General features: G+C 33.9%; 25 protein-coding genes, 3 pseudogenes and 1 other annotated feature. Of the genes and pseudogenes, 21 read left to right on the top strand and 7 right to left on the bottom strand.

All coding sequences use genetic code 11. The features are described from left to right. Window positions 1–266: 266 nt before the first annotated feature. Window positions 267–803, bottom strand: a pseudogene (locus tag AAIE21_RS12090) (hypothetical protein); the annotation flags it as partial. Window positions 804–1,006: 203 nt separating this feature from the next. On the opposite strand from AAIE21_RS12090, the gene AAIE21_RS12085 reads away from it, so the two are divergent. The 5 genes from AAIE21_RS12085 to AAIE21_RS12070 all read left to right on the top strand — a co-directional run bounded on the left by AAIE21_RS12085 (window position 1,007) and on the right by AAIE21_RS12070 (window position 4,214). Beyond that, window positions 1,007–1,249, top strand: a complete 243-nt coding sequence (locus tag AAIE21_RS12085) for a DUF3977 family protein (protein WP_343266986.1) — start codon at window positions 1,007–1,009, stop codon at window positions 1,247–1,249. 25 nt (window positions 1,250–1,274) lie between these two features. Then, window positions 1,275–1,511, top strand: coding sequence for a hypothetical protein (locus tag AAIE21_RS12080; protein ID WP_481858674.1), 237 nt, complete (start codon window positions 1,275–1,277; stop codon window positions 1,509–1,511). Window positions 1,512–1,688: 177 nt separating this feature from the next. Next, window positions 1,689–1,733: an erythromycin resistance leader peptide gene (locus AAIE21_RS29595; protein WP_135111488.1), complete on the top strand. Its 45-nt coding sequence runs from the start codon at window positions 1,689–1,691 to the stop codon at window positions 1,731–1,733. A gap of 391 nt (window positions 1,734–2,124) precedes the next feature. Next, complete coding sequence (locus AAIE21_RS12075) at window positions 2,125–3,579, top strand: Msr family ABC-F type ribosomal protection protein (protein WP_343266985.1); 1,455 nt, start codon at window positions 2,125–2,127, stop codon at window positions 3,577–3,579. Between the two features lie 197 nt (window positions 3,580–3,776). Then, window positions 3,777–4,214 carry an NUDIX domain-containing protein gene (locus tag AAIE21_RS12070; RefSeq protein ID WP_343266984.1) on the top strand — a complete coding sequence of 146 codons (438 nt, stop codon included), beginning with the start codon at window positions 3,777–3,779 and terminating at the stop codon, window positions 4,212–4,214. Between the two features lie 41 nt (window positions 4,215–4,255). Here the strand turns inward: AAIE21_RS12070 and AAIE21_RS12065 are convergent, their stop codons facing one another. Continuing rightward, complete coding sequence (locus tag AAIE21_RS12065; RefSeq protein WP_343266983.1) at window positions 4,256–4,873, bottom strand: TetR/AcrR family transcriptional regulator; 618 nt, start codon at window positions 4,871–4,873, stop codon at window positions 4,256–4,258. Between the two features lie 161 nt (window positions 4,874–5,034). Between AAIE21_RS12065 and kynU the strand changes: the two genes are divergently transcribed. Genes kynU through kynA form a run of 3 tightly spaced genes read left to right on the top strand, consistent with a single transcriptional unit; the run spans window position 5,035 to window position 7,828 of the window. Continuing rightward, window positions 5,035–6,321: a kynureninase gene (kynU, locus tag AAIE21_RS12060; protein WP_343266982.1), complete on the top strand. Its 1,287-nt coding sequence runs from the start codon at window positions 5,035–5,037 to the stop codon at window positions 6,319–6,321. Window positions 6,322–6,324: 3 nt separating this feature from the next. Beyond that, window positions 6,325–6,954, top strand: a complete 630-nt coding sequence (gene kynB, locus AAIE21_RS12055; protein ID WP_343266981.1) for an arylformamidase — start codon at window positions 6,325–6,327, stop codon at window positions 6,952–6,954. A 34-nt stretch (window positions 6,955–6,988) separates the two neighbouring features. Beyond that, complete coding sequence (gene kynA / locus AAIE21_RS12050) at window positions 6,989–7,828, top strand: tryptophan 2,3-dioxygenase (protein ID WP_343266980.1); 840 nt, start codon at window positions 6,989–6,991, stop codon at window positions 7,826–7,828. Between the two features lie 36 nt (window positions 7,829–7,864). On the opposite strand, the gene AAIE21_RS12045 is transcribed toward kynA, so the two are convergent. Beyond that, window positions 7,865–8,023, bottom strand: coding sequence for a DUF4021 domain-containing protein (locus tag AAIE21_RS12045; RefSeq protein ID WP_343266979.1), 159 nt, complete (start codon window positions 8,021–8,023; stop codon window positions 7,865–7,867). Between the two features lie 203 nt (window positions 8,024–8,226). Here AAIE21_RS12045 and AAIE21_RS12040 point away from each other — a divergent pair, with 203 nt between their 5' ends. After that, window positions 8,227–9,135: a serine hydrolase domain-containing protein gene (locus tag AAIE21_RS12040; protein ID WP_343266978.1), complete on the top strand. Its 909-nt coding sequence runs from the start codon at window positions 8,227–8,229 to the stop codon at window positions 9,133–9,135. A 178-nt stretch (window positions 9,136–9,313) separates the two neighbouring features. Here the strand turns inward: AAIE21_RS12040 and AAIE21_RS12035 are convergent, their stop codons facing one another. Then, on the bottom strand, window positions 9,314–9,646 hold the full coding sequence (locus tag AAIE21_RS12035) for a YqzG/YhdC family protein (RefSeq protein ID WP_343266977.1): 333 nt from the start codon (window positions 9,644–9,646) through the stop codon (window positions 9,314–9,316). A 144-nt stretch (window positions 9,647–9,790) separates the two neighbouring features. On the opposite strand from AAIE21_RS12035, the gene sleB reads away from it, so the two are divergent. The 5 genes and pseudogenes from sleB to AAIE21_RS12010 all read left to right on the top strand — a co-directional run bounded on the left by sleB (window position 9,791) and on the right by AAIE21_RS12010 (window position 14,379). Continuing rightward, the gene (sleB, locus tag AAIE21_RS12030) at window positions 9,791–10,546 is read left to right on the top strand and encodes a spore cortex-lytic enzyme (protein ID WP_343266976.1); all 756 of its coding nucleotides are present in this window, start codon (window positions 9,791–9,793) and stop codon (window positions 10,544–10,546) included. A gap of 15 nt (window positions 10,547–10,561) precedes the next feature. Further along, a complete protein-coding gene (gene ypeB / locus AAIE21_RS12025) occupies window positions 10,562–11,902 on the top strand; it encodes a germination protein YpeB (protein ID WP_343266975.1) in 1,341 nt (446 codons plus the stop codon). Window positions 11,903–11,928: 26 nt separating this feature from the next. Then, the gene (locus AAIE21_RS12020) at window positions 11,929–12,525 is read left to right on the top strand and encodes a YhcN/YlaJ family sporulation lipoprotein (RefSeq protein ID WP_343266974.1); all 597 of its coding nucleotides are present in this window, start codon (window positions 11,929–11,931) and stop codon (window positions 12,523–12,525) included. Between the two features lie 156 nt (window positions 12,526–12,681). Beyond that, window positions 12,682–13,191 carry a GNAT family N-acetyltransferase gene (locus tag AAIE21_RS12015; protein ID WP_343267008.1) on the top strand — a complete coding sequence of 170 codons (510 nt, stop codon included), beginning with the start codon at window positions 12,682–12,684 and terminating at the stop codon, window positions 13,189–13,191. Window positions 13,192–13,345: 154 nt separating this feature from the next. After that, window positions 13,346–14,379: pseudogene (locus AAIE21_RS12010) on the top strand (aromatic acid exporter family protein). A gap of 29 nt (window positions 14,380–14,408) precedes the next feature. Here the strand turns inward: AAIE21_RS12010 and AAIE21_RS12005 are convergent. Then, on the bottom strand, window positions 14,409–14,813 hold the full coding sequence (locus tag AAIE21_RS12005; RefSeq protein WP_343266973.1) for a hypothetical protein: 405 nt from the start codon (window positions 14,811–14,813) through the stop codon (window positions 14,409–14,411). A 243-nt stretch (window positions 14,814–15,056) separates the two neighbouring features. Between AAIE21_RS12005 and AAIE21_RS12000 the strand changes: the two genes are divergently transcribed. Further along, on the top strand, window positions 15,057–16,226 hold the full coding sequence (locus tag AAIE21_RS12000; RefSeq protein ID WP_343266972.1) for a ParM/StbA family protein: 1,170 nt from the start codon (window positions 15,057–15,059) through the stop codon (window positions 16,224–16,226). A gap of 11 nt (window positions 16,227–16,237) precedes the next feature. After that, window positions 16,238–16,585 (top strand): hypothetical protein, encoded by a 348-nt coding sequence (locus tag AAIE21_RS11995; RefSeq protein WP_343266971.1) that lies wholly within the window; start codon window positions 16,238–16,240, stop codon window positions 16,583–16,585. Between the two features lie 74 nt (window positions 16,586–16,659). Here AAIE21_RS11995 and AAIE21_RS11990 read toward each other — a convergent pair whose 3' ends face one another. Beyond that, the gene (locus AAIE21_RS11990; RefSeq protein ID WP_343266970.1) at window positions 16,660–17,364 is read right to left on the bottom strand and encodes a class I SAM-dependent methyltransferase; all 705 of its coding nucleotides are present in this window, start codon (window positions 17,362–17,364) and stop codon (window positions 16,660–16,662) included. Continuing rightward, the gene (locus AAIE21_RS11985) at window positions 17,361–18,260 is read right to left on the bottom strand and encodes an SMP-30/gluconolactonase/LRE family protein (protein ID WP_343266969.1); all 900 of its coding nucleotides are present in this window, start codon (window positions 18,258–18,260) and stop codon (window positions 17,361–17,363) included. Before AAIE21_RS11985 ends, AAIE21_RS11990 begins: the two co-directional genes overlap by 4 nt. 125 nt (window positions 18,261–18,385) lie before the next feature. Beyond that, window positions 18,386–18,642, top strand: a binding site (T-box leader). 83 nt (window positions 18,643–18,725) lie between these two features. Here AAIE21_RS11985 and AAIE21_RS11980 point away from each other — a divergent pair. From AAIE21_RS11980 to AAIE21_RS11960, 5 genes and pseudogenes are all read left to right on the top strand, one after another. Beyond that, window positions 18,726–18,812: pseudogene (locus AAIE21_RS11980) on the top strand (lysine--tRNA ligase); the annotation flags it as partial. Window positions 18,813–19,017: 205 nt separating this feature from the next. Further along, window positions 19,018–19,725 (top strand): response regulator transcription factor, encoded by a 708-nt coding sequence (locus tag AAIE21_RS11975; RefSeq protein WP_343266968.1) that lies wholly within the window; start codon window positions 19,018–19,020, stop codon window positions 19,723–19,725. Beyond that, complete coding sequence (locus tag AAIE21_RS11970) at window positions 19,722–20,705, top strand: sensor histidine kinase (protein ID WP_343266967.1); 984 nt, start codon at window positions 19,722–19,724, stop codon at window positions 20,703–20,705. Before AAIE21_RS11975 ends, AAIE21_RS11970 begins: the two co-directional genes overlap by 4 nt. A gap of 144 nt (window positions 20,706–20,849) precedes the next feature. Beyond that, window positions 20,850–21,620: an ABC transporter ATP-binding protein gene (locus AAIE21_RS11965; protein ID WP_343266966.1), complete on the top strand. Its 771-nt coding sequence runs from the start codon at window positions 20,850–20,852 to the stop codon at window positions 21,618–21,620. Next, window positions 21,595–23,532 (top strand): ABC transporter permease, encoded by a 1,938-nt coding sequence (locus AAIE21_RS11960; RefSeq protein WP_343266965.1) that lies wholly within the window; start codon window positions 21,595–21,597, stop codon window positions 23,530–23,532. Before AAIE21_RS11965 ends, AAIE21_RS11960 begins: the two co-directional genes overlap by 26 nt. Window positions 23,533–23,538: the final 6 nt, after the last annotated feature.

The raw sequence follows: 23,538 nt of genomic DNA, 5'->3' as shown, positions 1-23,538 counted from the left end.
AAAAATTGAAACCCGTCAGGGTTTATTTGATATGCCCACTTTTATAAAATCTATAAAAGATAATAATAAACTATATGAAAAGACCGCATTTTGTATGAAAATATACCTTAAGTTGATGGATGTGTGGCACTACCCCATACCCATCAAGCTAGTGAAAAAAACACCCCCAAAACAGTAAAATTGATATTTCTGGGGTAAAAATGTAAAAAAATCTTATTTGGGGGCGTTATAAAATTCTTAAGTTGATGGATGTGTGGTAGGACCCCTTGAAGGAATCGGGAAATCATATGATATTCATTCAACACTCTTTTTTTACCGATATCTGTTAAAGGCCATGTATCTTTCGTAAGGTTTCTATGATCTTGTAATGGAAGAACATCAATAGTCATGTCATTCGTAGCAAATGCTGTTGCAATAAGTAAGAATCTTTTCATAAAAAAGGTTTTACCTGCTAATAAAATATTTTTGTGTACGGTTGTTGTACATAGATGAAGCATTGCGTTTTTGATAACATCGTTAGCTGTACTGGCTTCTCCTGTTATTGGAATCACTAGCTCCTTAGGAATTCCTGATTTAACTAGTATTTCTTTATGAAAAATAAACTCATTTGCATTTAAAAATGCATTATGTACACTTGGAATCATAATTGTTTTAAAGCTTTCCTCATGAAATAATGTAATAATTTGTTCATTTAATTCGGTGTAATGACCAGGATGATAGAGAACAACATCTGGATTTTGAAATTTATTTCGTCTTTCTACAAAAATCATTTCACTTAATAGAGTAGTAAATTGATTATTCATAACACACATACCTTTCTAAAGAAAATATTTACTGATTTTTGAGTTATTCGGTATTTTAAAACTTTCTCCTTTCTCTAACTTTTATTAACGGAGAAACAAAGGGAAATCTGTCAAAACATGCGCTTACCAGGGAAATAGTAGAATGTTTAGAACAACATTTCCTAAGAGAAGATTACAAGCATTTTATAAAAGGGGAGTTATAAGTGAAGTACATAGAAATTGGAATCGGAAATAGATGGTTGGTTCGAACAGAAATAGAACGAGAAGATGGAACAGAGTATGAGCAAAAAGGAGTTGTAAAACCTATAAATGTTGAATCATACTATTTGCGAGTTTGGTTTAGAAAAACTTGTTTGATTTTTGATTCAAAAGAAGGGTTTAAGAAAGTAAAAAAGAAGCGAAATGAGTATAAGTTTATTTTTGGGATTGTGAGTAGATTGCAATAAAATAAGATAAAAAGGAGATGTCTGTTTGATTATAAGAACTGTGACCTTTGTATTAGCAATCGTTTTAATGGGATACACCGTTTATAGCTGGGGTGATGGCTCGAAACAAAGTATGCTGATTACACAGTTGCTGTTAGGGTGTATGGTCGTTGGTATCGGTCTACAAACATATAGGAGGAACGAGAACGAAAATAAGCTTGTAGGAATTATTTGTTTGGCGGTAGCGATTTTATATATTTGTTCCCTTGTTAAAATATTTTAAATAATCGTTATCCCTTTCTTAATTGAATGTCTAAAAGACGATAAATACTATGAAGGTTTGTGCTAAAATGAAAGAAGTAATTTAGGCGAGAAGGTATTATTTTTCTTTGACTTTTTGTAAAAGGAATTCTATAATAATGTCATTATACGATAAATTTTTTAGGAGGATTATTAAAAAATGACACACGCAATGAAATTACGTTTCCCAACTTTGAACCAGTAATTGAATACGTTCAAAGACTCTGTTTGTATATGCAGAGTAAACGGGAGTAGTCTGTCCTTTTTTAATCATCTTCATTTCCAATACAATTATGTAATATGAAGAAAGGTGGATTGTTCTGCCTTTCTTTATTTTCGTATAAATTTCCTTTTTTGTATTTAGCAAAAAGGGAGGTTTATTTGGTGAATGTTATTTCTATTTATCTTTAAAGGATTGGTTTAATCCCTTTACTCTGAATCACAGGCGGATTGTCTGTGGTTTTTTTATTTTCTTTTTTAATGATTGGAGGGCTTTATATGATGATGTTACTTTTCTATTGATACGAGCTTGAAATAGAAGCTCGTATCGATCCTAGCTATCGATACGAAATCACAAAATTTCGGAGGTAGCGAATATGGAAAAATTATGTTTTGAATTAGAGAATGTTGAAGTAATATATTTAGATAAAGAAGTGTTAAAAATGGAACGATTAGCCGTGCATCAATTTGATCGCATCGGTATTGTGGGAAAGAACGGCGTTGGGAAAAGTACGTTATTAAAGTTACTTGCTGGTAAAGTTAAGCCAACAAAAGGTGTAGTGAAACGTTATGTGGACCCAGGTTATTTTGAACAACTTGAAGCTCCTACAACTAGCGAAGTTGATGCAGCATTACTCGGAAGATTAGCTGTTCCGAAAAATTCTAATGGGCTAAGCGGCGGAGAACAAACAAGATTAAAGCTTGCACAACTATTTACACATTATCACGAAGTATTACTAATTGATGAGCCGACAACACATTTGGACCAAAGCGGCATTTCATTTTTACTTGATGAATTGCGATATTACTATGGAGCGTTAGTTTTAATTAGTCATGACCGTGCTGTCTTAGATGAACTTGTTACAACGATTTGGGAAATACATGGAGGAAAGGTGCACGTATATTCCGGAAATTATAGCGAATATATAATGCAAAAGCAGTTAGAACGGGAACAACAGAAGCAAGCTCACGAGCAATTTATAAAAGAAAAAAATCGACTTGAAAAAGCGGCGCAGGAAAAAATGAAAAAGGCTAACAAAATCGCGCAAGCGGGAAATATGTCAAAGAAAGAATCAAAGGCGAAAGCGAATCGTATGTTTGAATCGAAATCGAAAGGCACGAGTCAAAAAGCAGTGCATCGCGCAGCAAAAGCGATTGAACAAAGAATGGAAAGGCTGCAAAAAATTGAAGCTGTACAAGAGGAACGAAAAATTGTGTTCCGTCAATCAAAGGCGAGTGAACTGCATAATAAGTTCCCAATTATGGCAGATCGGATAACTCTTCAAGTGCAGGAAAAGGTGTTATTAGACGAAGTAAGTTTTCAATTACCGCTCGGTAAAAAAATAGCGATTACTGGTGCAAATGGTAGTGGTAAAAGTACCTTGCTTCACCATATTGCGAATCATGGCGCGGGATTAACTATTTCACCAAAAGCAAAGATTGGCTACTTTAATCAGATGAGCTATCAATTTACGAGTACTGAAACGGTATTGCAATTTGTGAAAAATCGTTCGGAATATGATAAAGGATTTTTACGAAGTGTTTTACACTCGATGCAGTTTGTTGGCACAGATATAATAAAGAGTGTGAAATCATTAAGCGGGGGAGAAGCAATTCGTCTTCAGCTTTGCCAGCTGTTCTTGGGGGAATATAACATTTTATTGTTAGACGAACCGACCAACTTTTTAGATATTCATGCGATTGAGGCTTTGGAACGGTTTATGGCCGCATATGAAGGAACAATCGTATTTGTATCTCATGATCAAACCTTTATCAATCATGTAGCAGAAATGCAATATAAAATTGATGCAGGAAAGTTAATTCAAGTTTGATTTTTTAATTGATTTCTAAATAAGCTACCGAGACAACCTCGGTGGCTTATTTGTTGTGAGTATTTCAATAGATTTCATAATGAAGCAAATCCATTACATAATAGTTTATAAAAAATTACTAAGGAAGGAATACATACATAAAAAAAGAATTACTTACAAAGATTTGTATAAATAGAAAATATATAAGGAGAATAAATATGCCAATTTCTACATACTACAAACAAATCCGTGAAAAATTAGGATCTGATCTTATTTTCATGCCAAGTGTAGCGGCGGTCATAAAAAATGAGTTAGGAGAGATCTTATTTCAATATCCCGGCGGAAAATTTTGGAGTCTTCCTGCAGGTGCAATTGAACCTGGTGAAACACCAGAAGAAGCAGTTGTTCGCGAAGTGTGGGAGGAAACAGGTTTACGAGTACAAATAAAAGGGATAAAAGGCGTATATGGAGGAGAAGACTTTCGCCATACCTACTCAAATGGAGATCAGGTGGAATATATCATTGTTGTGTTTGAATGCGAAGTAATAGAAGGAGAATTGAAGGCGATAGATGGAGAATCATTAAAACTTCAATACTTTTCATTACATGAAAGACCAAAACTAGCATTGCCATATCCAGAAGAAATATTCCTATAAACGATTGAATAGCACACTTTCTTTATAGAGACGAGAGTGTGCTATTCATTTTTATATAAGCCTGCTGTATACATCTCTGTTAATGTACAAACAATCTTCTCTAGTTTTACATCAATCTCATTTCGGACGATCTCCCATTGAAACATTTCGTTCATATAAAACCAACTGCGTGCCACAATTGCTTTATTTAATTCTTTTCTAGCTAATCCATTATTTTGAGAATAGGTAATATCTTGTATAATTCGGCTAATAAAACGTTCGCGAATTTCATTCCATTTTTTGCGAACTTCTTTTGATGTACCAATAGCTTCTTCAACGACTTGTAGAATGTTTCTTTCTTCCTCAGCTAATTGTAAAAAAGCTCGCACTTGATTTTGTATCATACCGTGAGCTTCTTTTTTTGTTTTAGGAAAAAAGGATCGTTCGGCAATTTGATAAAAACGATTCATAACATCTTCCATAAGGACAATAAGGAGCTCATCTTTATTTTTAAAATAAACATATGCTGTACCATAACCAGTTTCAGCATGTTTAATAATTTGAGAGATTGTTGTTTTGTGAAATCCGTTTTCTAAAAAAACATCGCGTGCGGATTTTAATAACTTATTTCTCGTTTCTATAGATCGCTGTTGTCTTGTTGAAAGAAGACCTTTTTCCATAAATAACACCTCTTTTATACTGAAATATCTGAAAATATAACTTTATTCTAGTAGAAGTGAATACTAAAAGTCAACTGACATAATATCATTGACGTTATGTCAGTTATAATGGTATATTTCAACTAGTTAGAATAAAAAGAAAATTAAGAGAAGGTGAAAGAATGTATCAAAAACCATTTGAACCGTCTTATGAGTATGCAATGGAATGTGATAAACACGATGATCTTGCTGATTTTCAAAAAGAATTTTATAAAAAAGTAGATACAATATATTTAGATGGAAATTCACTGGGGTTACTTTCGAAAAGAGCAGAGAAATCCTTACTTACTATGCTAGATTCATGGAAAGAGTATGGTATTGACGGATGGACAGAGGGAGAACATCCGTGGTTCTTTCTTTCAGAGCGATTAGGTGAATTAACTGCTCCACTTGTTGGCGCTTTGCCCGAAGAAGTAATTGTAACCGGTTCCACGACAACAAATATTCATCAAGTCATTGCGACGTTTTATGAACCGAAAGGAATTCGAACAAAGATTCTTGCCGATGAATTAACGTTCCCATCTGATATTTATGCTTTGCAAAGTCAAATCCGTTTAAAAGGACTAGATCCAAATGAACATCTTGTACGAGTAAAGAGCCGAGATGGTAGAACACTTCAAGAGGAAGATATTATTGATGCAATGACGGATGATATTACGTTAATCTTATTACCAGCTGTGTTATATCGTAGTGGGCAAATTCTTGATATGAAGCGATTAACCGCTGAAGCACATAAACGTGGTATCCATATTGGTTTTGATTTATGCCATTCCATCGGTTCCATTCCGCATGATTTCAAGGGATGGGATGTTGATTTCGCAGTATGGTGTAATTATAAATATTTAAATGCAGGCCCTGGTGGTGTTGCTGGGTTATATGTAAACAAGAAACATTTCGATCGTCTGCCAGGGCTTTCTGGTTGGTTTAGTTCAAGAAAAGATAAGCAATTTGATATGGAACATATATTAACAGCGGCTGAACATGCCGGAGCATATCAAATTGGGACACCGCATGTTTTAAGTACAGCTCCACTAATCGGCTCACTTGAGATTTTCAAAGAAGCTGGTATTGAAAGATTACGAGAAAAATCATTACACATTACCGGCTATATGCTAAATTTAATCAATCATGAATTGAAGGATATGGGATTTACAATTGGAAATCCATTAGAAGATGATAAACGCGGGGGCCATATTTATTTAGAACATCCAGAAGCAGCACGTATATGTAAAGCCTTAAAAGCAAATGGAGTGATTCCAGATTTCCGTGCACCAAATGGAGTTCGCCTTGCGCCAGTTGCTTTATACAACACTTACGAAGAGGTTTGGAAGTCTGTGCAAATTTTAAAGAAAATCATGAAGGATGAAGAATATAAAAAATTTGAAAATAAGCGAGAGGTTGTGGCTTAAGCAATGAAAGAATCTGACTGGATTGATATTTCACAGCCATTAAATAATGAGATTGCGACATGGCCAGGAGATACACCGTTTTCATATGAAGTTTCGTGGTCAAAAGAACAAAGTGGATCTGTCAATGTTGGAAAGTTAACGATGAGCATTCATACGGGAACGCATATTGATGCACCATTCCATTTTGATAACAACGGAAAAAGGGTACTAGATTTAGATGTTAATATCTATGTTGGGAAAGCTCGAATCATTGATGTATCAGGTATGGAAAGTATTGGCGCAAAAGAATTAGAGGGATTTGTGTTAGATGGTGTAGAGAGATTGTTACTACGGACCTCTTCACATGGAAATGCACAACAATTTCCTAAAACAATACCGTATTTACGTGCTGATATTGCACCGTTTCTTTCGGAAAAAGGCATTCGATTAATTGGAGTGGATGTACCTTCTGTAGATCCGCTTGATGATAAAGAATTAGCAGTGCATCACCAACTATTTAAGCACGGTATTCATATTTTAGAAAACGTTGTATTAGATCACGTACAAGACGGAGATTATGAACTGATTGCCTTGCCGCTTGCATTAACAGATGCAGATGGTAGTCCAGTTCGTGCGGTAATAAGACCACTATAGAATAGTCATAATGCATAGAAGGGGAGTTCAGCTTATGAAAGAAAACGAAAAAGTAATTATGGAAAAAGGAATCCACACAGATTTCAAAGAGAATATGACATATGGAGAGTACTTACAATTAGATAGTCTACTAGGAAGTCAAAAAAGACTTTCCGACCATCATGATGAGATGCTGTTTATTATTATTCATCAAGCGAGTGAACTGTGGATGAAGCTAATTTTACATGAACTGAGCGCAGCGATTGAATCGATTCAAAATGAAAGATTGGCACCAGCTTTTAAAATGCTTGCGCGCGTTTCAAAAATTCAATCGCAAATTATTCAATCATGGGATATTCTTGCGACGCTCACACCATCTGAATATATTGAGTTTCGTGATTCACTCGGTCAAGCATCAGGGTTCCAATCTTATCAATACCGTATGATCGAGTATGCGCTTGGGTATAAAACACCGCACGCATTAAAGATTTATGAAAAAGACCCAGAGTTACACGCTCGTTTGCATAAAGCACTTCATTCACCAAGTCTATACGATGTTGCGATTCAGGCGCTTGTAAAGGAAGGGTTCCCAATTAATAAAGATCTATTAAATCGTGATATTACACAGCCTTATGAAGAAGACGCGACAGTTGAAGCAGCATGGTTAGAAGTTTACGCTGATGTGAAAAAATACTGGGATTTATATCAACTTGCGGAGAAATTAATCGATATTGAAGATTGGCTCCAGCAGTGGCGATTCCGTCATATGAAAACAGTAGAACGTATTATTGGTCATAAAATGGGTACTGGTGGATCGTCTGGAGTATCGTATTTAAAACGTGTTCTTGATCAACGCTTTTTCCCTGAACTTTGGAATGTGCGGACAAAATTATAAAAAAATCAGCATCTCCTAAGAGATGCTGATTTTTTTTTATAATTCGTTGTTATTTTTTCTAGCTCTATCTTCAATATTTGTTTCAGGCATTCCATATAGGCCGTTCATAGCTTGTTCATCTTGATCAAGTCCAACAGTATTATAGTCATTTTTATTTTTATCTACATTTACTTCCTTAGCGTATTGTTTTTTCATTTCACTCACCTCCATTTATAGAATGGCAAATAGTAAAATGTATATTCATGATAATGGAACAACAAAGTAGTGAGGTGAGGGAAATCTTCACTGGTTAAAGGTTCACTTTTTCTAAGAAGGTATATATAAATAGAAATATTTATTGGATTTGCGTAGAATAGTAAAGAATAACAAGAAAAAGTATGCATTTGGAGGAACATATATTGGATTTTTACAAGTTAGAAAATATATTTATGAAAAAGAAAGTGAATGCATTTCTCGTATACCAAAAAGGTGAATTAACGACAAATTATTATAAAACAAAAGAATGTGCAGACAATTTATATAAAATTAATTCTATCACGAAAAGTATCGTATCGATTTTAATCGGTATAGCAATAGACAAAGGTTATATAAATGATATACATACACCTATAGTAAAGTGGATTCCGAATGTACCCAAAGAAAAGAAAGAATTAACCATTTATCACTTACTAACAATGACAACTGGTGAAGAATGGAAGGAGTTCGGAAATGGAGTTGTATTTCCAAACGATTTTGTGGAATCAGATGATTGGGTAAAATATATTTTGCAGAAGCCTTTAATAGAAGAGTTGGGTACAAAAATGAATTATAATTCAGGTTCTTCGCATCTTCTAAGTTATATTGTACAAGTAGCAACTGGAAAGACAACAGAGCAGTTCGCAAAGGAATATCTATTTACTCCTTTACAAATTACCGAATATGAGTGGCAACAAGATCCACAAGATATTTATGTTGGTGGATTTGGCATGAAAATGAAAGCGGACGATTTATTAAAATTAGGACTATTATGTTTACAAAATGGATACTGGCATGGAGAAAAGGTTATATCTTCAAGTTGGATTGAACAATCAAGTAAGAATCGTTTTTTAACATATGAACATGTTGGAGCATATGGCTATCACTGGTGGGTATTAGATAACAGAAGATTTCACATACCGTATTGTATATATTTTGCAATGGGATACGGTGGACAATACATTATCATTATTCCACAGTTAGAACTTGTGGCAGTCATAAGTAGTCAAATGCCAAAGCGTGGATTAGTACCATTAAAATTATTTATAGAGCATGTACAAGAGTTTTCATAAACTCTTGTTTTTTATGTGGATGTAAAGTTAAATAGTAATAAAAAAGAGGGGATCGAAATGATTCCCTCTTTTTTAATCCCGCTATTCGTTGACAGTAAGATTATAATGTTAAGAATCAAAGAAATAACAGAATATAGGTGAGAAAATAAAAGCCTGTATCAGCTTGGTTAGTTAAACTTTATCTACTGCTTTTCTGAAATGTAATCTTCAAAAACTTCTCAGTCTTCGTATCAAACTCTACATCAACAAAAACCCCATACTCTTTTCCATCTTCACGCAGCCATAATTTAAATTTTTCAGTTGTTATGTTCACTGTCTTTGGTTTTCTTCCAATATGAAGGTAATCAATAATTTGCGCTTTTGGATATTTTTCTTTCGTTTTTTCAACTGCAAGTTTCCCCCATTTTGCGTATGGTGGTTGCGCATAAACGACAGATGGATGAGTATACGTATTGCAATATGTTGAAAAAAATACAATTCCTAATACGAAACATGCAAAAATGCGCTTCATAATAAACTCCTTTTATTCGTTTTCCTTATTGTATACATGCAGTCTAAATCATATAAGTTTGGATTTTTTTGTCTTCTTTACATAAAAGTATTTTATTTACAAAACATAACCATGAAATCATTACTGCAAATAAGGAGGGAACATATGCGTCATACAGTTATTTTTAAAATACTGATTATATTTGTATTAATCGGTATATCTGTAATTGTTAGTAGTGGGCAAACGAGAAATGTCCAAGCCTTTTCTAATCAAGTGATTCAAAGAGGTGCCTCTGGAGAGGATGTTATTGAATTACAGTCTCGCTTGAAATATAACGGATTTTATAAAGGAAATGTGGACGGTGTATTTGGCTGGGGTACATATTGGGCACTGCGAAACTTTCAACAAAAGTTTGGTTTACCTGTAGATGGCTTAGCAGGGGCTAAGACGAAGCAGATGCTCGCAAAAGCGACAAAGTATGAGAAATCGACTGCTAATAAAGGACAGACGGGTGGACAAGGTAAAAAACCAGCCCAGAATAAAGGTACAAATGTACCAAATGGTTACTCGCAAAATGATATTCAATTAATGGCGAATGCAGTTTATGGTGAATCACGTGGTGAACCATATTTAGGGCAAGTAGCAGTTGCGGCAGTTATTTTGAATCGCGTGACAAGTGCATCATTCCCGAATACAGTTTCGGGGGTAATTTTTGAACCACGTGCATTTACAGCAGTTGCTGATGGACAAATTTATTTAACGCCAAATGAAACGGCGAAAAAAGCTGTATTAGATGCGATTAATGGCTGGGATCCTACCGGAAATGCACTGTATTATTTCAATCCAGATACGGCAACGAGTAAATGGATTTGGACTCGACCGCAAATTAAAAAAATCGGCAAACATATTTTCTGTAAATAGAGCGGAGGTGAAGACATGTTAAGAGGTATCGTAATTGTATTATTAACAATCGGCGTAGTTGGAACAGGATATTGGGGGTATAAAGAACACCAAGAAAAAAATGCGGTATTGATTCGAGCTGAAAATAGTTATCAGCGTGCATTTCATGATTTAGCATATGAGGTTGATTTACTGCACGATAAAATTGGAACGACACTCGCAATGAATTCGCGCACATCTTTATCACCGGCATTAGCGGATGTATGGCGTCTAACATCGGAAGCTCGTTCTGATGTAGGACAACTCCCTTTAACATTAATGCCGTTTAATAAAACGGAGGAATTTCTAGCGAATATTGGTGATTTTAGTTATCGCACTGCAATTCGTGATTTAGAGAAAGAACCTTTAAATGATCAAGAATACAAATCATTGCAAAATTTATATTCAAATGCAAGTGATATTCAAGACGAGCTTCGGAAAGTGCAACATCTTGTTTTAAAAAATAATTTGCGTTGGATGGATGTAGAACTTGCGCTTGCATCAAATAAAGATCCAGCAGATAACACAATTATTGATGGGCTCAAAACGGTTGAAAAGAACGTCGCATCCTATTCGTCAAATAATTTTGGGCCGACTTTTACAAGTATGCAAAAAGCTAAAAAAGGCGGATTTGAAGCAACGGGTAAAGCAATTTCAAAAGATGAAGCGGCAAAAATCGCAAAAACGTTTTTAAATTTAAAAGGACATGAAAAAGTAGAAGTTGAGAAAAGTGGAAAAGGTGCGAAAGAATCTTTTTACAGTGTGAAAATTCAAGATCCTGCAACAAAGAATGAATTTTATATGGATATTACCGAAAAAGGTGGATATCCAATTTGGGTAATGAATAACCGCGAGATTAAGGAACAAAAAATAAGTTTGAATGAAGCAGGGAATAAAGGACTAACATTCTTAAAGGACCATAAGTTCACCAATATGGAGCTCTATGATAGTTCACAATACGATAATATTGGTGTGTTTACGTACGTTGTTAATGAAAATAATGTGCGTATTTATCCAGAAGCAATTCAAATGAAAATCGCTTTAGATGATGGATCAATTGTTGGTTTTTCAGCAAAGGACTATTTAGCATCACATCAAAAACGGACTATTCCAACTGCACAATTAACAGTTGCTGATGCAAGAAAGAAAATCAATCCAGATGTAAAAGTAATGGAAGAACGTCAAGCTGTTGTTGTAAATGATGTGCATAAGGAAGTACTGTGTTATGAATTTGTTGGTACATTAGGAAAAGACACGTATCAAATTTTTATTAATGCAAATGACGGAACAGAAGAAAAAGTGCAAAAGATGCAGGCTGTAGAAAAGGTTTATGATTAAACATCAATGATAAAGTGGTGAGAATAATGAAACTTCTTATATACATGCTTATGATTTGTTTTGCTATTACTGGATGTAGCGTTGGGAAGCAAGATAATGCACAAGAAAAACCAGAACAAAAAAATATTTCTATGAGAAACGTTAATTATAGGACAGATCAAAACAGACCAAATGAAAAGGTAGCTGATCATTTAGCATCTTTAGCTGCTAGTATACCAGGCGTAAGAGATGCGACAGCAGTAGTTGTAGGAAAATACGCAGTCGTTGGGATAGATGTAAAAGCAAAATTGGATCGCTCCCGAGTAGAATCAATCAAGTATGCTGTTGCTGAAAGTCTAAAACATGATCCAAATGGTGCAAATGCAGTAGTTGTAGCTGATGTTGATACGTATGAAAGATTAAAACAAATGGGTAATCAAATTAGACATGGGAAAGCAGGAGAAGGAATTCTTGATGAGCTTGCTGCCATTGTGGGACGTGTTATGCCGCAAGTACCAAATGATATGATAGAGAATAAAGAAACAAATCCGATTAAAGATAATGATAAACAATTACGGAAAGATGAAGAGAATGAATTAAGAAAAGAACAAAATGATCAATCGAATAATCATCTTAACAGATAATAAAAACATCTCGTGCTATATAGTGCGAGATGTTTTTTATTATCTATTAATATTCAGTTTATTTAAAGGTGAGTATATGTTTTAATTATAATTAGGGATTTGAAGTTCGATAATTCACAAAGTTCTATCGAAATATTTTTAAATAATCGAAAAGAGATGGGGGAAATAAAAGTGAATTTACAAACAGAAGAGATTCAGCTAATTCCATATGATGAAAAATATAAAGAAATCATAGAAATATTTACTTTACCTGGTGAACAAATTCAATTTACAGCAAAACCAAGTGACTTACTAGAAAAAGCAAAAAAAGATACAACACGAAATGTTGTAGTCATTACAGCAAACCAAATACCAGTTGGAGTTTTTGCATTGCAATCAGGAGCAAGGGTAGCTGAATACACAGATAATCCGAATGCTTTACTTTTAATTGCCTTTTCTATCAATTATGAGAAACAAGGAAAAGGGTATGCCCAAAAAGGATTAGCATCGTTGCATGACTTTGTTGCATCCTATTTTCCGAATAAAAATGAAATTGTACTAGCTGTAAACGAACGGAATATACCTGCTCAAAAGTTATATTTAAAAGTAGGCTTTGAAGATAGAGGTCAAAGAAGAATGGGCCCGATTGGAAGACAACTTGTTTTATATTTACCATTAGAAAAGTAAATAATTATAGTAAAAAACCTTACTCCAAAAAATATTTTATGCAGTAAGGTTTTTTATTTGTTACGATATGGGTGGAATAATATTTTGTAAAGATGTAAAAATGAAACAGAAATGAAGGAATTCGTGAATGTATCAAGTAAGAAAATAGAATTTAATTGGGGGAAGAGTCATAAAAACTGGGATTGCGGTCTTTCTTACAGTTTTAGTTTGTGACTTTCTCAATATCCCTACAATTTTTGCTGTTATTACAGCAATTGTAACAATTGAACCGCCGCAACAGACTCGATAAAGAAAGGATTGATTCGCTTTCCGGCTTCAACGATTGGTTCGGCATATGCGATGACATTTACGTTTTTATTTGGTCACCAAGCTATTTCGTATGCGTTGGCAGTGATGTTTACAATTGTAACATGTCAAAAATTTAAATTGCATGCTGGTACGTTAGTTGCGACCTTAACCGCGGTGGCAATGATACCAGTTACTGCGGATCATTATTTTTCAACTTTTCTTGTTCGATTAGCTACGACTTCAACAGGAATTATCGTATCCACACTAGTAAACTTTCTCATTTTACCTCCGCATTATACGAAAACGATCGTAAACTGCAAAAATGAACTGTTTATGAAAACAGCCAATATTATGGAGGAATGGTCAAAGCAAGTTAGCCAAGGAGAGGGTATCGAAAAAGAGACAGCAAGAGAGCTTAAGAAGCTGACGGCACTTTTACAAAAGGCTGTTCAATTTGTTCATTATGAACAAAAGGATTGGAAATATCATCGTCATACGAAAAAAGAAATGCGTAGATTTTTAGCTATTCAAAAACAACTTCACATCTTGCAGCAAATTATTTATCACCTTAAAAATTTAACAAGTACATATACAAAAAAATGTAGATGGTCCCAAAAAGAAAAAGAAGCGCTGCGAGGTGTAATTATATCTATGATATCGATATTGCGGAATAATTGTTATGAAATTGATTTTAAACATTACCGACTTATCGATGAACTGGATCAACAATTTTGGAATCATAAAAATGATTTAGCGGAACATAAACCACATGATTATCATCATCATTTTTCAAGTGAAGCTATTATTTTATTTGAAGTATTATCAATTCATGACATGTTAGAAGAATTAGAACGAGTTTGTAGAAAATATGAAGAAGAAAGAGAAGGCGTTCCTAAGTAAAGGAGTGTCTTCTCTTATGATATATTTCTTTATACATATCGTTTTGAAACAATGAACTCTACAAGTGGAATGACAATGAATGAAGAACAAAGTGCAATAAACAAAGGAAGGTTTTGAACATTGTCAAGTGAGTATAAGGCAGAAAATCCTTCTGACCAAATTAATAAAATAAACATAATAACAACTAATACAAAATACCCAATTTTGAAACTTTTAGATGTAATGTGTTGTCCCATTTCATCTTGACTTTCTTCTGACACACCGTTTGGATCTCCCCATGTAATATGATTTATTATGTAACTAATTATTAAAGAACCACCAAAAATAGTCCCTCCTAACATAGCTCCTCCAGTTACATATTTATATGTTCCATGTATGAATACCCCAAGTAATGATAGTAGAGAAATTAGAAAAATAAACTTCTTCTGATTCAATATAGTTCCTCCTTTACAACTAACTGTAAAAAACTCTTTACAATTATTAGTATAAAAATGGTAGAGGTTAATGTCAAATATATTTTACACAAATAGATAATCTTAAAAAACTTTACAATTGATTTCTCATTTTAGGGACAAATATAAAAAACAAAAATGAAAAAGATTTTTATTTGGTTTGAATGTCAAAGTGATAAATCGCATATATTGGGAAGGGATGTCAGATTAAATTGGGGGGTAAATATGTCCATACTTTTAAAAGCGGGTGCAGACGCTGGAAATAATGGTTTAAAATTAATGGTAAAAGGCCAAAATCCGATTTATATTCCAAGTATATATTCACTATATATTGGGGAGACGACAGGTTTATTGGATGAAGAAGATGTACCGATAACTGAAGTGGAAAATCATATTGATGTAACTATAAATTCACCATCTCTCATGTTAAATAATGTACGTTACATTGTTGGGCAAAAGGTTATCAATGATCAGTTAAAAGGGACAGAAGTAGAGAAGAAGTCTGATAAATCTACAGATGAATTAATGGTTCTAACGATTTTATCAGGTTTAGCAATTAGTGCTATGCGTCATAGTCCGAAATTAGACCATATTAATATTCGCTACGATTTATCAGTTGCTCTTCCAATGCAAACTATTACGCAAGAAGTAGCAGCAGAAAATGCGAAACGTTATATGGGAAATCATAAAGTTACTTTTCATTATCCAAACGGAAGAGATGTAACGATAAATGTCTCCATTGAGTATTGTAAATGTTTGCCTGAAGGAGCATCTGGAACTTGGGGAATCGTATACGATGAAGATGGTAATGTCTTAAAGCACAAAGTCGAAGGTGAAAAAAATAAAACAACTGAGATTGATTTCGTTGACAAAACATTATTATCTTTTGATATAGGTGCTGGCACAACTGAAGAAGTAGTTTCATTTGGAGTGAATTTTAGACCACAATTAAGTAAAGGATTGTCCTATGGAGTGAAAGAAACTTTATTGCAGATTATTACAAGATGGAATCGGAAGCATCCAACAAAAACGATAGATAGTATTACAGAGTTTAATCAAATTTATTTAAATGAGAAACACCCAAGGCATGCAATGCTAGTAGAAGAGTCACAGCAAGCATTTCTAGGATTGGCTGCACGAGTTGCAACGGACATTATTAATAAAATTGATGATATGAAAGATGATCCATATGTATTTATTTATGGTGGTGGAGCGGTTATCATTAAAAATAGCTTGGAACTTATTTTAAAACAAAAAGGCCGTTTAAAAAATGTAACATTTGTAGATAACCCTTTATTTACAAATGCACGCGGATTATTAGTTTACACATGTTCACCACGATATAGAGAATATAAACAAAAAGAATTAGGGTTTACGAATCTAACAATTAGTTAGTTGGTGTGAGTATGCGGCGTAAGAAGTATAAATGTGGTGATCGGGTAAAAATATATTTAAATAAATCTGTATCTCCTGAAATGATTACTTGGATTAATAAGCAATCTGATGTAACAAACTTTTTTTTATACGGTGTGCAGCAACTATTTAAACAAGTAGGGGATATTGATGTATCAAAAACGTTACCAAGCAGCCATGTTTTTTCCGTTTACATTGAACCTACTTCTATGTTTAAAATTGAAGTAAATCCTTTTAAAAATGTAACCCAAAATGTAACCGTGAGAAAGAAAGAATCGACTGAACGTGTAGAAAATAAGCCGTGGGCATTAACTGATGAAATAGATTGTCCTTTTTTTTAACACATATGAAAGAATATTTAAGGCCTTCCACTGTACATATGGATTAAGTGGGAGGCCTTTTTTGATTTTGCAGGTTACACGTTTTGAACAACAAAAGTTACCGCATTTGTTTTTAATTGAATTGATGTATCGTTACGCATGATGTTATACGTCAAATGGTTAACTTCTATATGGATTTCTTTCCATCCCTTATACATATTTTTAAGTGTATTCAGCACGATTTCAGTAGAAAGATTTATTTCTATTAATGCGTCTAGTTCTTCATTCGTTGCTAAATCGATTTCTTGAACACTAGAATTTACAATTAGACAATTGACGCCGTTATGTTTTGTCCCACGTTTCATTGATAAGAGTACTTTTTCAAAGGATTCTTTTGTCTGAACGTGTTCTAAACTCGACACCGCAATAATGTAATCATAATTTTCAGGCTGAATATCATAATTTTCAATTTCAGTTTTTATTATTTCGATTGCGTCAAGTACATGGTGTTCTTTACTATTTTCTTTTAACTTTGTTAATGCAGAGTCTAGTAAATCGACACATGTAACTTTTCCGCCATTATTGAGTATCTTTTGTGCGATTGGAATACTATTTCTTCCGACACCAGAACCGAGATCGAGTACTTTTACTTGCTTTTTCCCTTCAAAATAACTCATCATATCCATTACTGTTTTTACTGGCTTGTGAAGCCAAGAGCCGGCCTCGAACAATTTGTATTGCTCATAACAAAGGTCATGATACTTTTTTTCTTCTTGTCTAATGTACGCTATTCGATTCATTTTTTCACCTGCGATTTCTTATAATGAAATGGATACGTTGGGCTGCCTTTTATCTGTGTTTTCATTCGAAATACGCCACCAGCATTTGGATAGGCTTTTAATTGATTGGGATTCATTCTTGTTCTAGCAGTAGTAATATATAATTCTGTTAAGTCTGGCCCTCCAAAAGTACAGGAAGTCACATTGAGCGCTGGCACAGGAACCGTTAACACTTTTTCACCACTTATTGGATCCCATCTTGTGACTTTAGCTCCGCCCCAATGTGCAATCCACAAACAACCTTCTTCATCAATTGTCATGCCATCTGGTAGTCCATCATCATTAGGAATAGTAATGATATATATTGGGTTATTAATTGTTCCAGTATGTATATCGTAATCAAAACAAGTAACTGTTTTAGTAGGTGTATCAATGAAGTAAAGATATTGATGATCAGGTGACCACGCTAAGCCATTGGATGTATTTACATTTTCTAGTTGTTTTTTCACACTACAATCCGTATCCAAGAAATATAAAGAACCTGCTTCGTTAATCCCATATAAATCTGTCGTTCCTGCCCAAAAACGCCCAGCAGGGTCACATTTTCCATCGTTAAAGCGGTTTTCTAGTAAATGAGGCTCTGGGTCATGAATAAGCATTAGTTCCTCTGTTTCAAGATTAAGAGAATGGAAACCGCGCTCCATTGCTAATATAACTCCGCCAGATGCATCTGGAACGATACATCCAATTTGTTGGTCAAATGAAATTTCACGATTTGTATTCGTGATCGGATTATATATAAACAACTTTTTTTCTAAAATATCAACCCAGTATAGTAGGTGTTTCTGCTCATCCCAACAAGGACCTTCACCTAATCTGGCTTTAGCATCGATAACTAATTCTAATTTTCCTAGCAATGTATCCTCTCCTTTCTGCACAACTAACCAATATATATTCGCTAAAAAGGATTGAATATCCTTTGTTATGGAAAAATTTTACAATTGAAACTTTGTAATTTTTTTTATGTAAAATAACTTATAAAAAAATGGCAACGAAGAGAAGAGTAGTTAAGAATGATTACATACAGAGAACTCCAGTAGCTGAGAAGGAGGAGTAAGAATCTTAATAAAAAAAGACTTGGAGCTGCGCATGGAACTAATAGATTTAGGGATGATGCGACGGGTTTTCCCGTTATAGAGATAGGGTATAAGCAAATTTTGCCGTACTTGAAGAGATTAATATGGTGACATATTAATAAACTGAGGTGGTACCACGAAGTGAACAACTCTCGTCCTCAAGATGAATAATCTTTGGGGTAGGAGTTTTTTTATTGTATTTAAAAAGAAATTGATAAACAAAAAAATTATACCGAGGTGAATTATATACATTGGGCGTATCAAATAGCGCATGAACTGATTCGAAAACACCCAAATAAAGAAATGTTTGTATGTGCATCTGGAATTAGTCCTTAATGGATTGAATTCCAAAACCAAGCGAATCATGTTGAAAACTGATTCCATCATCACTTAATATTATTTGATACCATTTTGTACAGGCGAAGAAATTAAGTGTTTACTAGGCAATACAAGGATTTTTTTAGTAAGTGATAAAAAATATGGTAGTATATGTTTACAAAGAGACTATAAAAGAAGGTTATAAGAAAGGAATTAGCAAATGGTTAAAATTATGATTGTGGAAGATGATCCTAAAATCGCAGAATTATTATCTTCTTACATCGAAAAATATGGGTATCAAGGAATTGTTATCGTCGATTTTCAACGCGTATTAGATATTTTTTTACAAGCAAAACCAGACTTGGTGTTATTAGATATTAATTTACCAAGTTTTGATGGCTATTATTGGTGTAGGCAAATTCGCGCTGTTTCTACGTGTCCCATTTTATTTATTTCAGCTCGTGAAGGTACGATGGATCAAGTCATGGCTTTAGAAAATGGCGGGGATGATTATATACCAAAGCCGTTTCATTATGAAGTTGTAATGGCGAAAATTCGTAGTCAACTAAGACGTGCATATGGAGATTATGCACCAAAAATAGAAGAGCGAATGATTGAGCAGCAAGGACTTACTTTGTTTCCAGAGCGCTTAGTATTACAATTGCGCAGTCAAGAAGTTGATGTAACAAGAAATGAAGCAATTTTGTTAGAGATGCTAATGAAAAATTATCCGCGTGTTGTAAGTAGGGAAGTATTATTAAATAAGCTTTGGGATAGTGAATCTTACGTTGATGATAATACGTTAAGCGTCAACACAACGCGTGTTCGTAAAAAACTCCAAGCATTAGGAATTCGAGAGGCGATTGAAACAATTCGAAGTGTTGGTTATCGTTTACATATTACATGGGAAAATGGTGGGGGAAAATGATAAAACTGTTTCTGCGAGAACATATTCCGCTTTTATGTTTTACAGCTTTCCAGCTCATCGCTATTTTTCTTGTGTATTGGTTTGATGGCTATCGCCATGTAACCACCGCGCTTTATGCAATGTTTTTAGGAGTATGTTTTTTACTTGCCTATTTATTATATCGCTATTTTGCTCATAAGTCTTTTTATGAAAGGTTAGCAAACCCAATGCAATCATTAGATGAATCTGTACAAAAGTCTGACTTTTCCCCTTTGTCAACTGCATTACATGAGTTATTAGAAGTACAATATCGGCACTACCAGAATCAGTTACAAGTGCAGGAACGCAAAAATGAAGAGCATTTGACTTTTATGAATCAATGGATTCATCAAATGAAAACACCTTTATCTGTTATTGAATTAATGACACAAGATGAAGTTGACCCTCGATTTGAGAGTATTAACGAAGAAGCAGATAAACTAAAAAAAGGGTTAGAAATGGCTTTATATGTTGCGCGTCTAGAAACTTTCACACAAGATTTCTACGTAGAAAGAGTGCAATTATATAATTTAGTAAACGAAGCAATACATGAACATAAGCGTTTTTTTATTCGGAATTTTGTATATCCAGAAGTCAAAATAGAAAAAGACATCGTTGTAGAAAGTGACGCGAAGTGGCTTCGATTTTTAGTTGGTCAAATTTTATCTAATGCAATTAAGTATTCAGCCGGTAGTAGAGAAAAAATTATAATAAAAGCATATAATGTAGATAAGACTGTCACCTTAGAAGTAAGAGATTTTGGAGTAGGTATACCAAAACAAGATATGCCACGTGTGTTTCAACCTTTCTTTACAGGAGAAAATGGTAGAGATTTCAAAGAGTCTACTGGGATGGGATTATACCTCGTATATGAAATTGTGAAACAGTTAGGACATAAAGTAGAAATACATTCTGAAGTTGAAAAAGGTACAACTGTACGAATTATTTTCTATATCTCATAAAAAGCTGATGAAATAAACTTTTTCATCAGCTTTTTTTAGAAATCTTACAAAGTTGTAAGGTAAATGAAAGACGAATCAATATGAGATGTAAGATAACTCCTTTACACTTCAAACTAAGCAGGATAAATGAAGGGAGAATGTGATATGGAAATATTGCAGGCGAAAGGAATTAGTAAAGTATATAAGGGGAAAGTTCCTTATAAAGCTCTTGTTGATATTGATTTATCTATTCAAGAAGGCGAGTTCGTTGGTATTATGGGACCGTCTGGTAGTGGGAAAACAACATTGTTAAATATGGTATCTACGATTGATTCACCAACATCAGGAAACATTTTAATAAATGGTATGAATCCTTTTCAGCTGTCATCTGAAAAACTAGCGTTATTCCGTCGACAACAGCTAGGATTTGTTTTTCAGTCTTTTAATCTTCTTAGTACGCTTACTGTAAAAGAAAATATTGTGTTGCCGATGACGTTAGACGGGATGTCTGTAAAGGAAATGAATAAGCGGGTGGGAGAGGTTGCAGAAAAATTAGGCATTCTCGATATTTTGCATAAAAGAACATATGAAATTTCAGGTGGTCAAGCACAGCGAACCGCAATTGCTCGTGCAATCATTCATAAGCCACAATTATTATTAGCGGATGAACCTACGGGAAACTTAGACTCTAAGTCTTCGAATGATGTGATGAGTATGTTAGAAGAACTGAATAAGAAAGAACATGCAACGATGATGCTTGTTACTCATGATCCATATGCAGCAAGTTATTGTAGTCGCGTTATCTTCATTAAAGATGGTGAATTGTATAATGAAATTTATTGCGGTGAAAGTAGACAAGCTTTTTATCAAAAAATTATGGATGTTCTCTCGTTGTTAGGAGGGAAAAGACATGACTTTTCGTCAATTCGCATTTAATAATGTTTTCCGTAATAAACGGACATACGCCGCTCATTTTTTAAGCAGTACATTTTCTATTATGATTTTCTTTACATATGCGCTTTTATTATTTCACCCTGATTTAACTGGTGAGTTAAAATCGACAAGTGAAACGATAAGTGAACTTGGTACAATTGGATTTAAGATCTCACAAAGCTTGATTTTTGTGTTTTCATTTTTCTTTATCTTATATTCAGTAAGCTCATTTTTAAAAACACGTAAAAAAGAGTTTGGCATTTTAATGATGCAAGGAATGTCTATAAGACAGTTGAAAAAGTTAGTGCTCATTGAAAATATGTTAATTGGATTTGGTTCAATCTTTATAGGCATTATGATCGGCCTTATATTTTCCAAATTGGTACTACTCATTAGTGCGAGTATTTTAATGATTAACAATGGATTACCTTTCTATATTCCAACTCAAGCAGTATTATTAACTGTTATTACATTTCTTTTCTTATTTTTAATTGTATCATTGTTTACTTTTAAAATGATAAAAGTAACAGAGCTTGTGGAACTCATTCAAGCAGAAGAAAAACCAAAACCTGAACCGAAAGCTTCTATTATTTTATCGCTTCTATCATTTGTTAGTATCAGTTCTGGATATGGAATCGTACTTTATATTAACTTTAGAAGAATTATCTCTTTTCCGTTACTAGGATTAGGTGTGTTATTGGTTATAATCGGTACTTATTTTCTGTATACACAATGCAGTGTTTTTCTGTTGCAAGCTGCCAAAAAGCGAGAATCTTTATTTTTAAAGAAAACAAATATATTGACGTTTTCAGAGCTAATATATCGAATGAAAGATAATGCAACGATGTTTTTTATTGTGTCTATCATTTCGGCAGTCGCGTTCACCGCAATCGGAACTACCGCTGCACTTGGAAATAAAGAACTGTCAAGAATGACCAATCCGTATACATTTACGTATATGAGTTTTGAAGAAAATAAGATGGAAAATGAGCATCTTTCTGTAATTAAGAAATCTCTTAATGAGGCAAATATTCCTTATCGAATGGGCTCTGCCTCTACTAAATATACAGAAAGCAATGTTTCTGTTATGAAATTAAGTGAATATAATGACCTTGCGAAAGCTCTTGGTTTTCAAAGGGAAACGCTTGATAGAGAAGATGAGATTTTGTTAGTCCCAGGATGGATAGCACAAAAACAAGAGTTTAAAGATGGTGAATTTAAAAAAGAAATTGAAGTGATTCATGGGGATTGGATGAAAACATTTCATGTAAAGAAAGCTGTAAAGAACTTAGTTCTACCACATGAAGTAGGAAATACTTTAATTGCAGTACAAGACCAAGTATATGATAAAGTTCCATTCATTGCTCGTGAGGATATCACGTTCTCTAAAGAGCGTATTTACGGATTTGTTGTAGATGATTGGATGAGAACAAAGGAAATTTCACATCAATTAATTAGCATACTGGGTAGAGAGAGTGGAGAGCGTAGTTTTTATTTCGAGGCCCTAACATTGCAGTGGTTACAAGCGAAACAAACAAATGGATTGTTACTTATGGCAAGTGTTTTAGTGGGAATTGTCTTTTTTACATTTGCAGCGAGCTTTATTTATTTCCGTTTATATACAGATTTAGACCGGGATCAACAACAATATAAAATGATCTCAAAAATGGGATTAAGTAAGCGAGAACTAAAAGGTGTTGTAACAAAACAGTTGTTAATCATGTTCTTTTTACCAATTGTTGTTGCGGTAATTCATACTGCAGTCGCATATACCGCACTGCAACAATTAGTGGATTTTTCTATTTTAAATAGTTCAATTATCATCTTAATTTCATTTGTATGTATACAAATCTTGTATTTCTTTATGACTCGTTGGCGTTACTTACAAAAACTTTATAGGACTATGGATCAGTAAAATATG

This window comes from Paenibacillus sp. 102, assembly GCF_039549175.1.
Classification (GTDB): domain Bacteria; phylum Bacillota; class Bacilli; order Bacillales; family Bacillaceae_G; genus Bacillus_A.
The sequence above is the reverse complement of the archived record's forward strand: the minus strand, read 5'-3'. Positions and strand labels throughout refer to the sequence as shown.

Coding starts and splice junctions, on each gene's coding strand:
- AAIE21_RS12035 (WP_343266977.1), bottom strand. CDS start 9,646: ATGAAGCGCATTTTTGCATGTTTCGTATTAGGAATTGTATTTTTTTCA.
- kynB (WP_343266981.1), top strand. CDS start 6,325: ATGAAAGAATCTGACTGGATTGATATTTCACAGCCATTAAATAATGAG.
- kynA (WP_343266980.1), top strand. CDS start 6,989: ATGAAAGAAAACGAAAAAGTAATTATGGAAAAAGGAATCCACACAGAT.
- AAIE21_RS11965 (WP_343266966.1), top strand. CDS start 20,850: ATGGAAATATTGCAGGCGAAAGGAATTAGTAAAGTATATAAGGGGAAA.
- AAIE21_RS12070 (WP_343266984.1), top strand. CDS start 3,777: ATGCCAATTTCTACATACTACAAACAAATCCGTGAAAAATTAGGATCT.
- AAIE21_RS11995 (WP_343266971.1), top strand. CDS start 16,238: ATGCGGCGTAAGAAGTATAAATGTGGTGATCGGGTAAAAATATATTTA.
- AAIE21_RS11970 (WP_343266967.1), top strand. CDS start 19,722: ATGATAAAACTGTTTCTGCGAGAACATATTCCGCTTTTATGTTTTACA.
- AAIE21_RS11990 (WP_343266970.1), bottom strand. CDS start 17,364: ATGAATCGAATAGCGTACATTAGACAAGAAGAAAAAAAGTATCATGAC.
- AAIE21_RS12065 (WP_343266983.1), bottom strand. CDS start 4,873: ATGGAAAAAGGTCTTCTTTCAACAAGACAACAGCGATCTATAGAAACG.
- kynU (WP_343266982.1), top strand. CDS start 5,035: ATGTATCAAAAACCATTTGAACCGTCTTATGAGTATGCAATGGAATGT.
- AAIE21_RS12020 (WP_343266974.1), top strand. CDS start 11,929: ATGAAACTTCTTATATACATGCTTATGATTTGTTTTGCTATTACTGGA.
- ypeB (WP_343266975.1), top strand. CDS start 10,562: ATGTTAAGAGGTATCGTAATTGTATTATTAACAATCGGCGTAGTTGGA.
- AAIE21_RS11975 (WP_343266968.1), top strand. CDS start 19,018: ATGGTTAAAATTATGATTGTGGAAGATGATCCTAAAATCGCAGAATTA.
- AAIE21_RS12045 (WP_343266979.1), bottom strand. CDS start 8,023: ATGAAAAAACAATACGCTAAGGAAGTAAATGTAGATAAAAATAAAAAT.
- AAIE21_RS11960 (WP_343266965.1), top strand. CDS start 21,595: ATGACTTTTCGTCAATTCGCATTTAATAATGTTTTCCGTAATAAACGG.
- AAIE21_RS12075 (WP_343266985.1), top strand. CDS start 2,125: ATGGAAAAATTATGTTTTGAATTAGAGAATGTTGAAGTAATATATTTA.
- AAIE21_RS12015 (WP_343267008.1), top strand. CDS start 12,682: ATGGGGGAAATAAAAGTGAATTTACAAACAGAAGAGATTCAGCTAATT.
- sleB (WP_343266976.1), top strand. CDS start 9,791: ATGCGTCATACAGTTATTTTTAAAATACTGATTATATTTGTATTAATC.
- AAIE21_RS12000 (WP_343266972.1), top strand. CDS start 15,057: ATGTCCATACTTTTAAAAGCGGGTGCAGACGCTGGAAATAATGGTTTA.